General features: G+C 64.5%; 15 protein-coding genes, 1 tRNA gene and 3 pseudogenes. 13 read left to right on the top strand and 6 right to left on the bottom strand.

From position 1 onward, the window contains the following. Positions 1-36: 36 nt before the first annotated feature. The gene (gene mutM, locus ACL58G_RS02075; RefSeq protein ID WP_440964896.1) at positions 37-870 is read right to left on the bottom strand and encodes a bifunctional DNA-formamidopyrimidine glycosylase/DNA-(apurinic or apyrimidinic site) lyase; all 834 of its coding nucleotides are present in this window, start codon (positions 868-870) and stop codon (positions 37-39) included. Between the two features lie 200 nt (positions 871-1,070). Between mutM and ACL58G_RS02070 the strand changes: the two genes are divergently transcribed. From ACL58G_RS02070 to ACL58G_RS02045, 6 genes are all read left to right on the top strand, one after another. Then, positions 1,071-2,858, top strand: coding sequence for a tetratricopeptide repeat protein (locus ACL58G_RS02070; protein WP_440964895.1), 1,788 nt, complete (start codon positions 1,071-1,073; stop codon positions 2,856-2,858). A 58-nt stretch (positions 2,859-2,916) separates the two neighbouring features. After that, positions 2,917-3,531: an outer membrane lipoprotein LolB gene (locus ACL58G_RS02065; RefSeq protein ID WP_413386174.1), complete on the top strand. Its 615-nt coding sequence runs from the start codon at positions 2,917-2,919 to the stop codon at positions 3,529-3,531. Between the two features lies 1 nt (position 3,532). Next, entirely contained in the window at positions 3,533-4,432 is a 900-nt protein-coding gene (gene ispE, locus ACL58G_RS02060) for a 4-(cytidine 5'-diphospho)-2-C-methyl-D-erythritol kinase (RefSeq protein ID WP_440964893.1), read from the top strand. A 73-nt stretch (positions 4,433-4,505) separates the two neighbouring features. Beyond that, positions 4,506-4,582 (top strand) — tRNA-Gln (locus ACL58G_RS02055). Positions 4,583-4,743: 161 nt separating this feature from the next. Beyond that, positions 4,744-5,694 carry a ribose-phosphate pyrophosphokinase gene (locus tag ACL58G_RS02050; protein ID WP_056126570.1) on the top strand — a complete coding sequence of 317 codons (951 nt, stop codon included), beginning with the start codon at positions 4,744-4,746 and terminating at the stop codon, positions 5,692-5,694. A gap of 275 nt (positions 5,695-5,969) precedes the next feature. Then, entirely contained in the window at positions 5,970-6,557 is a 588-nt protein-coding gene (locus tag ACL58G_RS02045; protein WP_413338968.1) for a 50S ribosomal protein L25/general stress protein Ctc, read from the top strand. A gap of 57 nt (positions 6,558-6,614) precedes the next feature. Here ACL58G_RS02045 and ACL58G_RS02040 read toward each other — a convergent pair whose 3' ends face one another. Next, a complete protein-coding gene (locus ACL58G_RS02040) occupies positions 6,615-8,084 on the bottom strand; it encodes an HD domain-containing phosphohydrolase (protein ID WP_440964891.1) in 1,470 nt (489 codons plus the stop codon). Between the two features lie 144 nt (positions 8,085-8,228). Between ACL58G_RS02040 and ACL58G_RS02035 the strand changes: the two genes are divergently transcribed. Both ACL58G_RS02035 and pth read left to right on the top strand, forming a co-directional pair. Beyond that, the gene (locus tag ACL58G_RS02035; protein WP_440964889.1) at positions 8,229-9,008 is read left to right on the top strand and encodes an alpha/beta fold hydrolase; all 780 of its coding nucleotides are present in this window, start codon (positions 8,229-8,231) and stop codon (positions 9,006-9,008) included. A 79-nt stretch (positions 9,009-9,087) separates the two neighbouring features. After that, positions 9,088-9,672 carry an aminoacyl-tRNA hydrolase gene (gene pth / locus ACL58G_RS02030; protein ID WP_413386178.1) on the top strand — a complete coding sequence of 195 codons (585 nt, stop codon included), beginning with the start codon at positions 9,088-9,090 and terminating at the stop codon, positions 9,670-9,672. Positions 9,673-9,750: 78 nt separating this feature from the next. Here pth and ACL58G_RS02025 read toward each other — a convergent pair whose 3' ends face one another. Beyond that, on the bottom strand, positions 9,751-11,181 hold the full coding sequence (locus ACL58G_RS02025) for an HD domain-containing phosphohydrolase (RefSeq protein WP_440964888.1): 1,431 nt from the start codon (positions 11,179-11,181) through the stop codon (positions 9,751-9,753). Positions 11,182-11,250: 69 nt separating this feature from the next. Here ACL58G_RS02025 and ACL58G_RS02020 point away from each other — a divergent pair, with 69 nt between their 5' ends. Next, positions 11,251-11,769 (top strand): GNAT family N-acetyltransferase, encoded by a 519-nt coding sequence (locus ACL58G_RS02020; RefSeq protein WP_413386180.1) that lies wholly within the window; start codon positions 11,251-11,253, stop codon positions 11,767-11,769. A gap of 1,161 nt (positions 11,770-12,930) precedes the next feature. On the opposite strand, the pseudogene ACL58G_RS02015 reads toward ACL58G_RS02020, so the two are convergent. Beyond that, positions 12,931-13,470: pseudogene (locus ACL58G_RS02015) on the bottom strand (DUF3857 domain-containing protein); the annotation flags it as partial. 140 nt (positions 13,471-13,610) lie between these two features. Between ACL58G_RS02015 and ACL58G_RS02010 the strand changes: the two are divergent. The 3 genes from ACL58G_RS02010 (at position 13,611) to ychF (ending at position 16,789) form a co-directional block, all read left to right on the top strand. After that, on the top strand, positions 13,611-14,708 hold the full coding sequence (locus ACL58G_RS02010) for a patatin-like phospholipase family protein (RefSeq protein ID WP_440964886.1): 1,098 nt from the start codon (positions 13,611-13,613) through the stop codon (positions 14,706-14,708). 103 nt (positions 14,709-14,811) lie between these two features. Then, positions 14,812-15,237 (top strand): recombinase family protein, encoded by a 426-nt coding sequence (locus tag ACL58G_RS02005; protein WP_440964884.1) that lies wholly within the window; start codon positions 14,812-14,814, stop codon positions 15,235-15,237. 460 nt (positions 15,238-15,697) lie between these two features. Continuing rightward, positions 15,698-16,789, top strand: a complete 1,092-nt coding sequence (ychF, locus tag ACL58G_RS02000) for a redox-regulated ATPase YchF (protein WP_105378846.1) — start codon at positions 15,698-15,700, stop codon at positions 16,787-16,789. A 104-nt stretch (positions 16,790-16,893) separates the two neighbouring features. Here ychF and ACL58G_RS01995 read toward each other — a convergent pair. Next, positions 16,894-17,607, bottom strand: a pseudogene (locus tag ACL58G_RS01995) (integrase core domain-containing protein); the annotation flags it as partial. A 3-nt stretch (positions 17,608-17,610) separates the two neighbouring features. Between ACL58G_RS01995 and ACL58G_RS01990 the strand changes: the two are divergent. Then, positions 17,611-18,276: pseudogene (locus ACL58G_RS01990) on the top strand (integrase core domain-containing protein); the annotation flags it as partial. On the opposite strand, the gene ACL58G_RS01985 reads toward ACL58G_RS01990, so the two are convergent. Continuing rightward, entirely contained in the window at positions 18,248-18,514 is a 267-nt protein-coding gene (locus tag ACL58G_RS01985) for a PAAR domain-containing protein (protein WP_413386182.1), read from the bottom strand. The pseudogene ACL58G_RS01990 and the gene ACL58G_RS01985 sit on opposite strands and share 29 nt — an antisense overlap. Positions 18,515-18,589: the final 75 nt, after the last annotated feature.

Below are 18,589 nucleotides of genomic sequence, written 5' to 3'. Positions count from 1 at the left end.
TAGGTGTCCCGCGTGTCCCGTGCCTCGTCGATGACCTTACCGCTGGCAGACCGCGCAGTAGAACGTGGACCGCTGGCCCTGCTTGATCTGGCGGACCGGCGTGCCACAGTTGCGGCAAGGAACTCCTGCACGATCATAGACGAAATATGTCTGCTGGAAATAGCCCGATTGACCATTTACGGCAATAAAGTCACGCAGCGTGCTGCCACCTTGCACGATGGCGGCGGCGAGGATGTCGCGGATCGCTTCGGCGAGCTTGTCGTAGCGGGCGCGGCTGATCTTGCCGGCGGCCGTCTTCGGGTTGATGCCGGCGCGGAACAGGCTCTCGCACGCATAGATATTGCCGACCCCGACGACGATGTCGCCCGCGAGCAGCACCTGCTTGATCGGGGCACTGCGGTTTCTCGTCGCCTGGTGGAGCAGGGCGCCGGAGAACTTGTCTTCGAGCGGTTCCACGCCCAGGCCGCGCAGCAGCACGTGCTGTTCCAGCTCGCCGTCGTCGTGGCCGTGCCAGAGGACGGCGCCGAAGCGGCGCGGGTCGTGCAGGCGCAGCACCCGCCGGCCTTCCGGGCCGCGCACGACGAGGTCGAAGTGGTCGTGCTTTTTCAATTCGACCCCTTCCGGCAGCACGCGCAAATGACCGGACATGCCCAGGTGGACGATCAAGGTGCCATGTTCGAATGTCAGCAGCAGGTATTTGCCGCGCCGGCCCGTGCCGAGGATGCGGCGGCCCGTGAGCAGCTCGCGCAGATTCGGGGGAAAGGGCCAGCGCAGGCCGTCGCGGCGCGGCACGACGTCTTCGACGATGCGGTCTTCCAGGTGAGGTGCAACCCCCCGCCGGGTGACTTCCACTTCTGGTAATTCAGGCATGTATGGTCTCGCTTAAAAATGTCCAGTGCGGTGTTGCAGCTCCTTGCCGTGCTACAGCACTGTCTGCGTCGCTGCGCCTTGCCCTGAACATGTTGAAGCGACCCTTTGAAATGATCGGAATGTAAATTCGTGTTGCAGCGGCGCACGCGGGGCGGGTGCATGGCGTAGAATCGGACAATCTCGATGACGTGGGACTTGCCTTGAAAAACGCTTTCGCCATTGTAACCCTCTCCGCACTGCTGTCGGCCTGCGCTGTGGCTCCCAAGCAGCAGCAACCGGCCCAGGATCTGTCCGATCAGCCGCTCGCCGCCGCCGAAGCCCGGGACCATCCCGACCAGGCCAAGGAAGGCGAACAGGCCGAAAAACTTCCCAACGTCGAGATGACCCCGGCCATGATGAGTCAGCTCATGCAGGCCGAGATGGCCTACAAGAACGGGGACTGGCAGGGACCGTACCTGACGATGATGAGCCTGGCCCAGCAGACGAAGGACCCGCGCCTGGCCAAGCGCGCCGCCGAGATGGCGCTGTCCGCCAAGCAGGCCGACGACGCGCTCGCCGCCGTGAAACTGTGGCGCCAGTACGCACCGGACTCCGAAGAGGCCAGCCAGTACTATCTGGGGTTGGTCATCCTCTCCGACAACCTCGGCGAGGCCGAAAATATCTTGAAACAGCGTCTGGCGGACGCGACCCCGGCCGCGCGCGGCCTCGTCATGTTCCAGATGCAGCAACTGCTGCTGCGTGCCAAGGACAAGGAAGCGGCCAGCGCCATGCTCGAGCGCCTCGTCGCGCCGTACGGCAACCTGATGGAAACGCACGTCGTGCTGGCCCAAGCCGCGCTGGCGCGCAACGACAAGGCGGCCGCCAGGCGCGAGGCGCAAACGGCCCTGCAACTGAAGCCCGATTCCGAGATCGCCGCGCTGACCGCGGCCCAGGTGAGCGAGGACGAAGGCGGCGCCATCAAGGTGCTGAAGGATTTCCTCGCCGCCCACCCGGAGGCGCGCGAAGTGCGTTCCGCGTATGCGCGCCTGCTCGTCAACGAAAAGCAGTACGAGGCCGCGCGCCAGGAATTCCTCACGCTGGATAAAGCCCAGCCCGACAATCCGGGCACCCTGTACGCGCTCGGCATCCTGTCGATGCAGATGAACGACCGCACGGCCGCGGAAAAATATTTCAGCCGCTTCGTGGACCTGATGGACAAGGCGCCGGAAGACGAGCGCGACCCGTCGAAGGCCGTGATGATCCTGTCGCAGATCGCCGAGGAACGGGGCGATTACAAGGCTGCGGCCGACTGGCTCGACCGGCTCGACACCGAGGATCCGAAGGTCCAGTTCGGCGCCGAGCTGCGCCGCGCCCAGCTGACCGCGAAGCAGGGCGACGTCGCCGGCGCGCGCAAGCTGCTGGGCACCCTGAAGACGGACGACAAGACGGAGCAGGCGCAGATCGTCCTCGTCGAAGCGCAAATCCTGCGCGACGCGGGCCAGGCCAAGGACGCGTTCAAGCTGATGGAGCAGGGCGTCAAGCGCTTCCCGGACAATACGGACTTCCTGTACGACTATGCCCTGATGGCCGAAAAGATGGGCAAGACGGCCGTGATGGAAAAGGCGCTGCGGAAAGTGATCGCCAAGTCGCCGGACAATATGCAGGCTTATAACGCGCTCGGCTATTCGCTGGCCGACCGCAACATCCGCCTGAAGGAAGCCTATCAACTGATCTCCAAGGCCCTGAAAATGGCGCCGGGCGACCCGTTCATCCTCGACAGCATGGGCTGGGTGAACTATCGCCTTGGCAAGCTGGACGAGGCCGAGGTCCACTTGCGCAAGGCCTATGAGGTGCGCAACGATCCGGAAATCGCCGTCCACCTGGGCGAAGTGCTGTGGAAGAAAGGCCAGAAGGACGATGCCCGCAAGCTATGGCGCGAGGCGCAGGCCAGGGATCCGAAGAATGACGCGTTGAAGAGCACACTGGCGCGCCTGCACCAGACTCTGTGAAATAATGACAATCGACGGACGCTGCGGCGTCCGTCGGTTCATTCGACTTGCTGACTTCATGCCGATGCATTCACTTTCCCGATTCGTTATCGCCGCCGCCTGCGTCGCGGCCCTGGCCGGCTGCGCCACCACCGCCAACGTCCCGCTGGCCAACCCGACCGCCCAGGTGGGCGCCTACCGCGACACCATCGACCTGAACGGCCGCCTGGCTGCGAACTACCAGAAGGATGGCCAGCCGCAATCGATCAACGGCAATTTCACGTGGGCGCAGCGCCCCGGCCGCATCGATGTCTCCCTGTTCTCGCCGCTGGGCCAGACCGTCGCCGAGATCACGGTCACGCCCGAGACCGCGACGTTGAAACAGTCCGGCCGCGCGCCGCGCGTGGAAAAAGACATCGACACGCTGACGGCGAAGTCCCTCGGCTGGACCCTGCCCGTGAGCGGCCTGCGCGACTGGCTGCAGGGCTATGCCGTCGACGCGAGCGGCAAGCGCTTCACGGCGTCGCCCGCGCACGACAGCGTCGTCACGAACGACGGCTGGCGCCTGCGTTTCGTGGAATGGCAGAACGGCCCGGGCGGCGCCCCGATGCCGCGCCGCATCGATGCCGAGCGCAGCACGACGGCCGTCGGCGATGCGCTGACGATCCGCATCGTCATCGATCCGGTGGCGTGACATGGCGCCGACGTCTCTGCACAACTGTCCCGCGCCGGCCAAGCTGAACCTGTTCCTGCACGTCGTGGGCCGCCGGCCGGACGGCTACCACCTGCTGCAATCCGTGTTCCAACTCATCGACCGCAGCGACACGCTGCACTTCGATGTACGGAGCGACGAGCGCATCGTGCGCACGACGGATGTGCCCGGCGTGCCGGAAGAGCAGGACCTGATCGTCCGCGCCCTGCGCGCGCTGCAGGCGGAATACCAGCGCCGCCACGGGCGCCTGCCGCCCGGCATCGACGTCGCCGTCGAGAAATGCCTGCCGATGGGCGGCGGACTCGGCGGTGGCTCGTCCGACGCGGCCACGGCGCTGATGGCGGCCAATCATCTATGGCAGGCCGGCCTGACGGATGCCGAGCTGATCGCGCTGGGCCTGCCGCTGGGCGCGGACATCCCGTTTTTCCTGTTCGGCGAGACGGCATTCGCCGAAGGCGTGGGGGAGGCATTGCAGGCCGTGCCGGGGCCGGATTGCTGGTATGTGGTCATCGAGCCGGGCGTGTCCGTTCCCACCGTTGCAATTTTTACGGCCCCCGATTTGACAAGAAACACGAAAGCCATCACAATATCGGACTTTTCCAGACGACATGTCGAATCGAATGATTTGATTGGCTTCGGAAAAAATGATTTGCAGGACGTGGCAGCCCGCTTGTTCCCGCCGGTAGCAGAGGCGATCGAATGGTTGGGTGGTTACGGAGCGGCCAGGATGACTGGTTCGGGCTCGTGCGTGTTTTGCGCATTTTCCACAGAGCAGGAAGCTGAACGGGTACTGAAGCATGTGCCCGCTCGGTGGAGGGCGTGGAAAGCGAAAGCGCTGCAGCGACATCCGATGAAATCGCTCTTGCAAATCAACGAGTTGTAGAATAAAATTCTGCCTGTCGACGCATTCGACGATATAATAATCGAGTGCAGCGGCAAGCTGTAAGTTTCAGTGTAGGGGAATCGCCAAGCTGGTTAAGGCACCGGATTTTGATTCCGGCATACCAAGGTTCGAATCCTTGTTCCCCTGCCAAAGTTTCTTTGCCTGAGCTGATGATGACACGTGCTCCAGCAGGCAGATAAAAATGGAGCCGCCAATGAGCGGCTCATTTTTTTTTGTGGTTCAGCGTTAATCATCCGACGATTAGCGACTTTTCAAGTTTCTTTCAACGCTCTTACATCTCTGGGACTCCCATGGCTTACGAAAACCTGATGGTTTTTACCGGCAATGCCAATCCGGCGCTAGCAGAAGGGGTCGCAAAAAACCTCGGCATTCCTCTCGGCAAAGCCGTAGTTTCGAAGTTCTCCGACGGCGAAGTCATGGTCGAAATCAACGAGAACGTTCGCGGCAAGGACGTCTTCGTTCTGCAATCGACCTGCGCTCCCACTAACGACAGCCTGATGGAAATCATGCTGATGGTCGACGCTCTCAAGCGCGCATCGGCTGGCCGCATCACCGCGGCGATTCCGTACTTCGGCTATGCCCGCCAGGACCGCCGTCCGCGTTCCGCGCGTGTCGCGATCTCGGCGAAAGTCGTCGCGAACATGCTGCAGGAAGCCGGCGTCGAGCGCGTCCTGATCATGGACCTGCACGCCGACCAGATCCAGGGCTTCTTCGACATCCCGGTCGACAACATCTACGCATCGCCGCTGCTGCTGGGTGACCTGCAGAAGCGCAACTACGACGACCTGCTCGTCGTGTCGCCGGACGTCGGCGGCGTGGTGCGTGCCCGTGCCCTGGCCAAGCGCCTCGGCTGCGACCTGGCGATCATCGACAAGCGCCGCCCGAAGGCGAACGTGTCGGAAGTCATGAACATCATCGGTGAAGTCGAAGGCCGCAACTGCGTGATCATGGACGACATGGTCGACACCGCAGGCACGCTGACCAAGGCCGCCGAAGTCCTCAAGGAGCGTGGCGCGAAGAAAGTCGTCGCGTACTGCACGCACCCGGTCCTGTCCGGCCCGGCGATCGAGCGTATCGCGAACTCGCCGCTGGATGAACTGGTCGTCACCGACACGATCCCGCTGAGCCCGGCTGCCCAGGCTTGCGGCAAGATCCGCCAGCTGACCTGCGCACCGCTGCTGGCCGAAACGTTCAAGCGTATCGTCAAGGGCGACTCGGTCATCTCGCTGTTCGTCGATTAATTTCGCGGTATGCATGGTGGGCACGGGGTGCCCACCCTACGATTCGTTATCGTCGTAGGGTGGGCTCCCCGAGCCCACAAAACGCATGAATGACCCGTAAGACACGGCGCGCAAGGTAAAGATGCTGGCGCGCCGTTGGCGCATCAAGCTGTACCGAATTTCTTGAGCGTGCGCGAGTGCGCTCTTTACCGATGTCCCTGGTCGCGGGGACATCACAACCCGGGCAACCGGGCCGGCACGCGCCGGCATTCGGGCCCACACTTTGGAGTAACACCATGAAAGTAGTCGCATTTGCACGTACTCAGCAGGGGACCGGAGCGAGCCGCCGCCTGCGCAACGCCGGCCAGACCCCGGGCATCATCTACGGTGGCGCCGCTGCCCCGGAACTGATCGCCCTGGACGGCAACGCGTTGTTCCACGCGCTCAAGAAAGAAGCTTTCCACGGTTCGATCCTGGATCTGGAACTGGACGGCAAGACGCAGAAAGTCCTGCTGCGTGACTTCCAGATGCACGCATACAAGCAACTGGTCCTGCACGCTGACTTCCAGCGCGTCGACGCTTCGCAGCCGATCCACGCCAAGGTCGCCCTGCACTTCGTCAACGCCGAGATCTCGCCGGCAGTCAAGCTGAGCGGCGCCATCGTGTCGCACGTGCTGAACGAACTGGACGTGTCCTGCCTGCCGGGCCAACTGCCGGAATTCATCACCGTCGACCTGTCGAAGCTGGAAGCCGGCCAGTCGATCCACGTGTCGCAGCTGGCCCTGCCGGAAGGCGTGACCATCGTTGCTCACGGCAAGGACCAGACCGTCGCCACCTCGTCGATCCCGCGCGGTGCCGCTACGGCCGAAGCCGCTGCCGAGTAATTTTTACTCAGCATCACAAAACCCGCCGCGACGCGAGTCCGGCGGGTTTTTTGTTTTTCAGATCAGTCCCAGGGTGAGCGCCTTGAGCGTGGCCGCGGCCCGCGTCGAGCACGCCAGCTTGCGGAAAATGCTTTCCACGTGCGTGCGCACGGTTGACGGGCTGATCTGCATGACCCGCGCCGCTTCCTTGTTGCTTTCGCCCAGGCTGATGCGGCGCAGGACTTCGATTTCGCGGTCGGACAGCAGGCTCTTGCGGGCCGGTGCCGCTGGGGCAGGGACGCCGGCCGCCCGAACGCCGGCCGCCGGGACGCCGGCCGCCGGAACGCCGGCCGCTTCAATAACGTGGCGTATGGCATCGGCATCGAAGCTTTGTGTTTGCCCGGCCAGCACGCGCGCAGCCTCATCTTGTGAATACGCCGGACGCCATGGCCGCGGCATGCACAGCGCCACGTACGCGCATGCGGCCGCCAGCAGGCGGTGCGGCAGACCGAGCCCATCGGCATCCAGGTTGCGGAAATAGCCGCTGCCGTCCAGCCGTTCGTAGGCGTGCGACGCCAGTGCGGCTTCAAGACGCAGGGTCGGGATCTGGACGCCGGCCCGCGCGGTCCAGTACGGCACGAGCCGGATCTTTTCCCAGTCGGCGGCGCTGAGTTTTCCCTCCCGTTCCCAGATCGTGTTCGATACCGCCGCGCGGCCCATGCCGTGGATGAGGGCGGCGCGGCCGAGACTTTGCTGCTGGGCCGGCGACAGGTCCGCGCGCGCGGCGGCCGCTTCCACCAGCTCGGCCACGCGGCGCGAGTAACCCGCGAGCCACGGCAGCTTCAACTCCATCATGTCGGCCACGATGGACAGCGGCACGTGCCGCGCCAGCAGCGGGTCGACGGCCGCCGGCGCCGGCGTGTCCAGCTCGTCCAGCCACGCCTGCGCGTGCCCGGCAAGCAGGCGCGCGAGCGGCGCCGGGTACTTGCGGCCGGCCATCCGGGCAATCATCTGCAGCGCCTCGGGCAGGCCATGCGTCCGCGCGAGGATCTCGAGGTCGCCGGCCAGGCTCGTGTAGAAGACGACGGTCGGAATGGCCGATCCGCGCAACCGTTCCGGCAGGCCATTGCCATCGTAATGCTCCCAGACGTGACGGAGCCCCGCCTCGACTTCGGCCGGCAGGCCCAGCAGGCCGGCGATGTCGCCCGACACCTCGCAGTGGATGCGTGCCAGCGGCGTCACGCTCTGGACCGTCAGCGGATTGTCCGCGGGCAGCGTCTGCGTGAGCATGGCGTCGCGGCCGCCGACGTCGTCGCCGAGCAGGGTCGCGAAGCCGGACGCGTTCGCCGTGCAGCCGGACCAGCGCAGCAGGGCGACGAGCCGCGCATGGCAGCAGGCGTCAAGCGTAGCGCCGTCGGCCTGCGCGAGGCGCGCCGCGAGTCGTGCCGCGCGGATGGAGCCATCGGTCGGCTGGCCCATGGACAGGTCGCCGACAAGGGCCAGGGCCTGGACGGCGTCTTCGACGGAGACGGTGTTGTCGATTTGCATCCCGGTACTGTAACGACGATGGCGCGTGGCGGCAAGGTCGGGGTCGGTCGATCGACCGATACCGCGGTTCGGTCCGTCTCTCTACACTGGCTTCCATCGACACCCCAACAACGAACCACCTACTGACCAACTAAGGGAGCCATCATGAAAGCATCGATCACCACCGTCCTCCGCAACGTCGCCGCCGCTGCCGCCATCGCCGCCGCCGGCACCGGTTTCGCCCACGCCGCCACCGCCGCCGAGCAACCGTCCGTCGTCATCGTCCACGGCGCATTCGCCGACGGCTCCGACTGGGCCAAAGTGATCTCGCTGCTGCAGGCCAAGGGCGTCAAGGTCACGGCCGTGCAGAACAGCCTGACCTCGCTGGCCGACGACGTCGCCGCCACCAGGCGCGCGATCGACAACCAGCCGGGCAAGGTCGTGCTCGTCGGCCACTCGTGGGGCGGTACCGTGATCACGGAAGCGGGCGCGGGCGACAAAGTGGCCAGCCTCGTCTACGTCGCGGCCTTCGCGCCGGATGCCGGCCAGGCTACCGCCGACCTCGGCAAGGACCTGCCGCCGGCACCGGGCATCACCAAGCTGACGGTCGACAAAGCTGGCTTCGCCAGCCTGTCGCCTGCCGTGCTGAAAGAGAATTTTGCCCAGGACGTGCCCGCCGATCACGCCGCCGTGATGGCCGCCACCCAGGGCCCGATTGCAGTGAAAGCGTTCGGCGAGAAGACGACGGTCGCGGCCTGGAAAAACCACCCGAGCTGGTACATCGTCAGCAAGAACGACCGCATGATCCAGCCGGACCTGGAGCGCCGCTTCGCGAAGGCCATCGGCGCGAAGACGACCGAGCTGCCGACCAGCCACGTGCCGCAGCAGTCGCGTCCGGCGGACGTCGCCAAGGTGATCCTGGACGCGGTCGCCGCGAGCAAATAAGCGCTCAATGATCGTTCACGCGGCCGCGCCGGCCGCGTTTTACGTGATAATCGAGCTTTACGCTCGATTTTCACGTTTTATGCACATTCGCCTGATCGTCGGCCTCGGCAACCCCGGCCCGGAATACGAACAAACCCGTCACAACGCCGGCTTCTGGCTCGTCGACAACCTCGCCAACTCCTTGCCCGGCTGCCACCTGCAGCGCGAATCGCGCTTCAACGCCATGGTCGCCAAGACATCGATCTCAGGCAAGGACGTCTGGCTGCTCGAGCCGCTGACCTTCATGAACCGCTCCGGCCAGTCGGTGGGGGGCCTGGCACGCTTCTTCAAGATCGGACCGGAAGAGATCCTCGTCGTGCACGACGAACTCGACCTGCCACCGGGCGCCGCCAAGCTCAAGCGCGGTGGTTCCTCGGGCGGCCACAACGGCCTGAAAGACATCACGGCCGCGCTCGGCACCCAGGATTACTGGCGCCTCCGCCTGGGCATCGGCCATCCGCGCACGCTGAATTTGCAGCAGGCCGTGGCCGACTTCGTGCTGCATCGCCCGCGCCGCGAAGAGCAGACCCTGATCGAGGAAGCCATCGATAAAAGCCTGCGCATTATCCCGATGGTATGCGAAGGCAAGATGAGCGCTGCGACGATGCAGCTGCACACGGACTGACGTTGCCGCAAACCGGGGTCAGAGCCCGAAATTTGGAAATTGCTCAAAATCGGGCTCTGACCCCGGTGTTCACGAGTCTCAGATTAGCCCGCGCGCCAGCGCCTTCAACGTGGCCGCGGGGCGTGAGCCCGATTCCAGCTTCTGAAAGATATTGTCGACGTGCATGCGGACGCTCGCCGGCGTGATGCGCATGGCGCGGGCCGCCTCGCGGCTCGTTTCGCCCCGGCTGATGTGGCGCAGCACTTCGAGTTCCCGATCGGACAGCAGGCGGTCGCGCACGGGCGGCCGTTGTGCGGGGCCGCGGGCCGCCGCGAGGACGGCCTCGACAGCCTGGCGGTCGAAGCGTCCGGCCGCCGCCTGTGCCGTCATCAACGTGGACGCGGCCGCCTCGCCATGCGCGGGCCGCCATGGCCGCGGCGAGCACAGCGAGACGAACGCGGCGGCCGCGCCGAGCAGCCGTTCCTGCATGCCTAACGCTTCGCCGCGCGCCTTGCGGAAATACCCGCTGCCGTCGAGGCGCTCGTAGATGAAGGACGCGAGCGTGGCCTCGTGCTGGATCGCGGGTATCTGCGTGCCCGCGCGCGCCGTCCAGAACGGCACCTTGCGCACCTGGTCCCAGTCATCCGCATCGAGCTTGCCCGGCCGCTCCCACACGACGTTCGGTATCGCTACCTTGCCGATGCCGTGCAGCAGCGCGGCCCGCACCAGCGGACTTTCTTCGAGTGCCATCATGCCGGCCAGCGACGCACTGCGCCGCGCCAGCGCGGCCACGCGGCGCGAATAGCCCGTGAGCCACGGCAGCTTCAGTTCGATGACGTCGGCCACGATGGACAACGGCACGCGCCGGTCGTGGCCGGGATAATCGGCCGCGCAGGACGGTTCTTCCAGCATGCCCAGCCAGTCCTGCGCATGCGGCGACAGTCTCTGCACGAACGTCGCCGGATATTTCACCCCGGCGCGCTCGCCGATCAGGCGCAAGGCGCCGTCCGTCCCGTGCGCGGGCGCCAGCACTTCCAGGTCGCCGGCCAGACGCACATAGAACACGGCGCGCGGGATGTTCGGGGCGAACAGCACCTCCTGCATGTCGCCGCGGTGGTGGCTGCCGAACAGGTGGCGCAGGCTGTTCTCGACGTCTCCCGGCAACCCGAGCAGCACGGCGATATCGCCCGCCACCTCGCACTGCATTTGCGCCAGCGGCATCACGTTGGCGAACGTGAGGCCGGCGTGGCCGGACAACGTCCGCGTCACCATCGCATGGCGGCCCCTGACGTCGTCGCCCAGCAGGTGCGCGAATCCGGCCGCCGTCGCCGTGCTGCCCGACCAGCGCAGCAGCGCCACCATTCTCGTGCTCGTGCAGGCATCGGCACCGTCGCCGTTTTCTTCCGCCAGCCGGGCGGCAAGCCGCGCCGTGCGGATGGAGTGATCCGGCGACAGGCCCATGGACAGGTCGCCGACCATGGCCAGCACCTGCACGGCGTCTTCGACGGTAATGGTTTCATCGGGTTGCATGGCACTAATGTAACGGCCATTGCCCTGGCGTACAAGGCGCGCGACAGTTCACTGTGCTAGGCTGCCGCCATGAAGATCAGTATCCGCCGCTACCGTCTGGACGACCGCAAGGCCGTGCTGGCGGCCTTTCGCTCCAATGTGCCGGCTCACTTCCCGGCATCGGAGGAATCATGGCTGCGTTCCGCGCTGGACGACCCGGACGGTCCGCTGTTCGTCGTGGTCGAGGCGGGCGAGATCGTCGGCTTCGGCGGCTACGAATTGTCCGAGTTCTACGACCTCGGCACGCTCGTGTTCGGCCTCGTGCGGGCCGACCGCCACGGCACGGGCATCGGCCGCGCGCTGCTGGCCTATCGCCTGCTGCACATGGCCGGACGCAAGCTGCGGCCCCGCTACGTGACGGTCGATACGCATCCGCACACGGCCGGCTTTTTCAAACGCTGCGGCTTCATCGAGATCGCCCGCTGGCCCGGCGGCTACCGTTCGGGACGGGATCGCGTCGACCTGCGCTTCGATCTCACGGACGAGGCCGTGGCCAGGCTGCACGCGTGCGGGTGGCGCGAGGCGTTTGCGCGGGATGGCACTGTCTGAGCGCCCGGGTTTGATCTTTGCATCGGTCGCGACGGCGACCCGGCTGCGCAGGTCGCGCCGGATGCGTTCCAGCGCCGGTTGCATGGCACGGGCATCGATCGGCGAGCAGGTCGCACGGCCGTGGCGGAATGTGAGGCGGCGCTTGACCAGCACGCCGTCGCTCTCGCGCACATACATCGCGCGATAGAAGATGCCGCCAGCAATCACGCTGGCCGGCGCCGGCAGCGACGTGAGCCGCAGGCCCGGCGGCAGGCGCAGGCGGGTCTCGTCCTCCGCGTCGATGGCCGGGCAGACGAAGTCGTGGTGCCGGTCGCGTTCCTGCGTCAGGCCTGCCACGGCGGCGTCCACGACGCTCCAGGCGCGGTGGCTGGTTGCCAGCGTCCGTCCCGTGCGCAAGGCGCCAACATTGTCGGTGCCGGACAGCGTCAGCGTGTCGTCATCGCCGCCCTGTTTCACGTCGCGCAGGTTGGTTCGTGCGGCATGCTCGCGCCCGCCTGCCGCGACATCGCGCGCCATCGCGCGCAAGGGCTCGGCCAGCGCGCCGGACATGGCCCGGTCCACGTTGAAGCTGACGTGTCCGTCATGATCGACGTCGACCGTGGCCACCGCGCGGACCTTCTGCGGCTGCAGCACCGGCGTCATCGCGAACGTGCCGCTCCTGATCAACAGCACGGGCTTGCCCAGCAACGCAGGCGGCAAATAGCCGGCCTGGACGGATGCCGCCGCCGGGTCGACGAACAGGTCCAGCGCCGGTACGTACAGGATCATGTGGTCGAGGACGGCCAGCACGGGCGCGTCCGGCAGCCGGTAGGCGTTGCCGCCGTTGACGAGGGCCGGCGTACTGTCGATGCCGATGGCGGCCAGCATGGCTTGCAGCCGCGTGGCGTGGTCCTTGTCGTCGCCGCGGCGGACGTTGTTCCGCACCCAGTCCGACAGGGCCAGCACGCGGGCGCGCGCGTCGGGCAGTTCGTCCGCCAGCCGGTGCGCCAGTGCCGCGAGGGCGGGAGAGGGCAGCGCCTTGCCGGCCGCGGCGTCGCGTACGGCGGCGGCGAGCGCCGGGTAGTCGGCGAAGGTGGACACGGCCAGGCGGTGGCCGTCGTCGAGCACGCTGACGGCGCCAGCCTCGCCATGCCCATCGGCCTCGTTCACGTAGCGCCACTGGTAGCGCCGCCGGCCCGGGGGACTGTCGGCCGGTACCGGCACGAAGCCGACGGCATCCGCGTGGAGCGGCAGGGTGGACGGCATGTCGTAGATCACGGTGGTGTTCCGGTGGAATTGAAAAGGCATGACCGCCACGTCTTCGAAGTGGCCGGGCAACGGCGGTATGCGGCGGCGCATGACGTAGTGCACGACCAGCTGGTCGCCCAGCGCCGCATCGGGGAACACGATGGTTCTCGCGTGCGCGTCCGGCTGATCGTGGATGGCGTTCTGCGGCACCGGAATGCGCCGCCCGCCGGGCTTTTGCGTGTATGCGTCCAGCGATACGAGGTCGTCTTGCGCCCTGTCGTAGCGGATGGCGAACCGGCCCTGGTCCCGCAGGGCACGTAACCCGGCGATGGTGCGGACGTCGTCCACGGCAAGCCGGTACGTGCCGTCCTGCTCGACGACATAGTGCCGGACATGGCGCTCGACGATGGCGGAGGAATCGCTGTCCGTGCCGGCGCGCGCATGGCCGAACGGCGCCAGCAGTGTGACGATCATCAGCATTAGCAGGGCACAATATCTACTGGTCATGCGGGCTCCACATGCTCAAGTCGGAAGGGCGACCGGACCATGTTACGGAGGGCGATCCGTTGACCCTTGAGCCTACGCAATCGTGCTCTTCCTGCGATAATTCCGCGATGAGCGCACTGACTTTCCACGCGGGCCCGCTGGCCCTGGCCCGGATCCGCACGCACGGCTTGCGCGCGGAAGACGTCGCCGTCGTGCCTGCCGCGGCGGGCGGACCAAAGGGTCTCGTGTTCCGCGCCCTCGACCAGTGGGTGTTCGGCGAGTGGTTCCCGCGCGCGCCGCGCGAGCGCGTGCTGATCGGCTCGTCGATCGGCGCCTGGCGCATGGCGGCCGCCTGCCAGCGCGATCCGGTGCAAGCGTTCGCGCGCTTGGGCGAGCTCTACAGTGGCCAGCGCTATACGAGCACGAAGCCGTCGCAGGAACAGATCGACGCCGTCGTGCAGGGCCTGCTGAACGAATTCGTGCGCGGCCACGAGGACGACATCGTCAATCACCCGCACCACCGCCTGCACGTGCTGACGGTGCGCGGCAAGCGCGCCCTCGCGGCGCCCGGCCACCGTCACGCCGAGATGCGCGGATTCGCCGCAGCGGCGCTGCACAACCTCTTTTCGCGCGACAAGCTGGCGCACCTGATGGACCGCGTCGTGCTCGGCGACCGCCGTGCGAACACGCCCTGGCTGCGCGACCGCTTCGACAGCTTCGCCACGCATTTCGCCCCGCTCACGCCGGACAACCTGACGGCCGGCCTGCTGGCCTCGGGCACCCTGCCGATGCTGATGAAGCCGGTGCGCGACATCGCCGGCGCACCGTCCGGCCACTACTGGGACGGCGGCATCATCGATTACAACCTGGCGCTGCCGTACGCCCGGGTGGCGGCGCAGGCGCCCGGCGACATCGTGCTGTATCCCCATTTCTCCGAGCACATCGTGCCGGGCTGGCTGGACAAGGCGCTGCCATGGCGCCGCGCCGCCCGCGGACCGAACCGCGGCTGGCTGGACAACGTGTTGATCGTGGCGCCGAGCCATGCGTTTCTTGCCAAGATGCCGCGCGGAAAAATCATCGACCGCAGCGATTTCAGGTTTTATGGGCTGGATCACGATGCCCGCATCCGTGCGTGGCGCTTGGCGATGGACGAGGGGGAGCGGCTGCGGGATGCCTTCACGGCATTTGTGAACAAGCCCGATATTGCACGGATTCGTCCGCTTTAAGCTACGACAACGGGCTTGTTTGCGGTCTTTGCAGGCAAGGGGAGGTCTAGTACAGGGATCAGTTCGGTGGGAACTTAACTAAATCCGCGCAGTCTGGTGCAGTATGAGCCAGCTTCTTTCTATTGGCGCCGCCATCAAGGCACCCAATGTCTCCACGAGCACGCTGCGACGCCTGGAGACCGTCGTCTGCTCGTCCCGATCCGGACCGAGGACGGGCAGCGTCGCTACGACCTCGCTGCACTGGGTCCCAGGCATATCCACGGCGCCACCGTGCCGCTGCGTGGCCTACCCGCGCGTGTCCAGCCACGACCAACGCGCGGACCTCGAACGCCAGAAGCAAGCGCTCGAATTGTACTGCGCTGCACAAGGCTGGCCCTTCGACATCATCGCCGACCTCCGCTCTGGCATGAACTATTACAAGAAGAGCTTGCAATGCTTGCTGGACGAGATCGTGGCCGGCTCTGGTCCCGTGCGCGAGCATGGAACGAAACCGGTCCCGGTGAAGCAGGAACCCAGCGGCAAAAGTTAACTATGGTTAGCTTTGCGTAGGTCTCGGAGAACGGTTTCGTAAATTCGACCCCTGAGAACTCTGCGCTCTAAGCGCAGCTTTGCAGCTTGTTTTCAAGCCTGATCGGTTGAGATGAGCGGCAATCGTCCGATAGCGACTCGAACTTGTTTACCTGCTGCGGTGGTCGCTATGAAAAAATGTACGGGTTTGTTTGTTGAGTCGAAGACAGAATCCAGACACAACACGGTCCCTCAAAATCCTGCAGCGAGTAGAGGCCAACCTTTGGATGAGGGCGTCGGAGAGCGTTATAATGGACATATTTTTGGGAACAAGATGAGTACAAAAGTTGCAACTCCGTTGTAACTTCTTGCTCCAAATAAATTCCCTTGTGCAACTTCCAAACTCTGCCTTGACTTGATGTGCTTTGGCTGGGGTAAGGTACACATGCACCGCTAACTATCTGATTACACAAGGTTTCCCCATGAGTCTCAAATGCGGCATCGTCGGCCTGCCCAACGTCGGCAAGTCCACCCTGTTCAACGCCCTGACCAAGGCCGGCATCCCGGCTGAAAACTATCCGTTCTGCACCATCGAGCCGAACGTCGGCGTCGTCGAGGTGCCGGATCCGCGCATCGACCAGCTTTCCGCCATCGTCAAGCCGGAGCGTGTCGTCAAAGCCATCGTCGAGTTCGTCGACATCGCAGGCCTCGTGGCCGGCGCGTCGAAGGGCGAGGGCCTGGGCAACCAGTTCCTGTCGCACATCCGCGAGACGGACGCCATCGTCAACGTCGTGCGCTGCTTCGAAGACCCGAACGTCATCCACGTGGCCGGCAAGGTGAGCCCGATCGACGACATCGAAGTCATCCAGACCGAGCTGGCACTGGCCGACATGGGTACCGCCGAGAAAGCCCTGCACCGCGAGCAGAAGAAGGCGCGCGCCGGTGACAAGGATGCGATCAAGCTGGTGGCGATCCTGGAAAAGCTGCTGCCGCACCTGAACGAAGGCCAGCCCGCGCGCACGCTGGGCCTGGACGCCGACCAGCTGGAACTGATCAAGCCGCTGTGCCTGATCACGGCGAAACCGGCCATGTTCGTGGCCAACGTCTCCGAGAGTGGCTTCAAGGACAATCCGCTGCTGGACCTGCTGACGGAATTCGCCAACAAGCAGAACGCGCCGATCGTCGCGATCTCCGCCGCCATCGAATCGGAAATCGCCAACCTGGACGACGCCGACAAGCTGGAATTCCTGGCCGACCTCGGCATGGAAGAGCCGGGCCTCGACCGCCTGATCCGCGCCGCTTTTAAACTGCTGGGCCTGCAGACGTATTTCACGGCCGGCGTGAAGGAAGTGCGCGCCTGGACCGTCCCGATCGGCGCCACCGCCCCGCAGGCGGCCGGCGTGATCCACACGGACTTCGAACGCGGCTTCATCCGTGCGCAGACCATTTCCTTCGACGACTACATCACCTACAAGGGTGAAGCAGGCGCCAAGGAAGCGGGCAAGATGCGTGCGGAAGGCAAGGAATACATCGTCAAGGATGGGGATGTGTTGAACTTCCTGTTCAACGTTTGAGTGAGGTCGGGTCCAGGCGGACCCGACGGCTATCCGACGCCTCGGTCTCTCCATTGAGCCGAGGCTTTTTTATGCGCGCAGATACATTAAGGCCTAGCGGAGATTCAGTCTATGATGAAAGGTTTCGACAGCGAATTTACTGTGTTCTTGGGTGAGTACTTGTCGAGTCTCGTTTGATCGTAAATGCATTTAACGAATAGTTCTGGCCGTTTCTGCTGCCATTCCTTGAGCGCGAGGATAGACGTTTTTGCGTCGAGTGCACGTTGCGGAATATGGTGGTTGTACAGCTTCAAATAGTTCATCAATGTAGCCTGCAAATCGGCTCTACTGTCGAAGCGGGTCTGCTGCAGCAACTCGTTGATACGGCCGTTGAAGCGCTCGACCATGCCGTTCGTTTGCGGGTGCCGTGGCGGCGTCAGGCGATGCTCGGCAGGCAGGGCTGCGCAGGCCAAGTCGAAGTCGTGCTGGCCGCTGGGCTTCTTGTCCCTGGTGGCGAAACGGTCGGCGAATTGCGAGCCGTTGTCGGTCAGGATCTTGCTGATCCTGATGGGCGAGGCCAGCTTCAGACGGCGCAGGAAATCGACACTGCCGTTCTCGGTCATGTCGCCGTAGATGTGCATGAAGACCCAGCGCGTCGCGCGGTCGATGGCGACGAACAGGTAGCGGCGCGAGGTCTCGTCTGGCATCTGGGGCAGGTACTTGATATCGATATGAATGAAGCCCGGCTCGTAGTCCTTGAAGGTCTTCTTCGCTTGAATCGCTTCGCCTTCGGCTTTCGGGATCACGTCTTCAAGACGCGACATCCCTTCGCGCTTGAGTTAGACCTGCGCGACCTGGTCGAACAGGAAGGTGTCGCGCCCGCCACGAAAAAAACCTTTAAGGACTACGAGCCGGGCTTCGTGCACATTGATATCAAATACCTGCCGCAGATGCCAGACGAGACGGCGAGGCGCTACCTGTTCGTCGCGATCGACCGCTGCACACGCTGGGTCTTCATCGAGCTGTATGCCGACCAGACCGACAGCAGCGTCGATTTTCTCGCCAAGGTCCACCAAGCCAGCCCCGTCAAGATCGTCAAGCTGCTCACCGACAATGGCAGCCAATTCACCGACCGCTTCACGGCCGGCGGCAAGAAGAAAGAACCGAGCGGCACGCACGTGTTTGACCGACTTTGCAAGCAGCTCGGTATCGAACACCGCCTCATTCCGCCTCGGCATCCGCAAACCAACGGCATGGTGGAGCGCTTCAACGGTCGTATCAGCGACATCGTCAATCAGACCCGCTTCGGCTCACGCGCAGAACTCGAAACGACGCTGCGCAACTACGTCAAGATCTACAATCACAACATTCCGCAACGCGCTCTCAACCATAAAACGCCCATTCAGGCGCTCAAGGAATGGGGCGAAAAGCGCCCGGAATTGTTCAGGAAACGCGTGTATAACAGCCGGGTCTTGACACTTAGCCATGGGTTGCCGCGAGCAAGCTAGAAATCAGTGTGCACCCGCATGCACTATGATGGCCCTGCAAGGCCACCATTCGGTCGCCAATCAGGAAAGTTGGAGCTCCTTCGATGATAGGGTTTATGCCATGGCCTAGTATTGGACAGGACACGCTATCGCCGACACGGGCAATGCCGATTCCGGAAATGATATGCGTGGTAGAAGCTGAGATAACTTTGCCACCATGAGAAGTGGGGTCACCTAAGCGGATGATTGGCAATGCCATTTCTATACTGAGCTCCTGTTGATGACGTAGATGTTTGCTAGAACGACCTCGTGATCGTTCTATTCAGCGAAGCAA

The sequence above is a fragment of the Massilia sp. GER05 genome, from assembly GCF_052056005.1.
Classification (GTDB): Bacteria; Pseudomonadota; Gammaproteobacteria; order Burkholderiales; family Burkholderiaceae_D; genus Telluria; species Telluria orientalis.
Note: the sequence above shows the minus strand (reverse complement) of the source record. Positions and strands in the feature narration are given on the sequence as shown.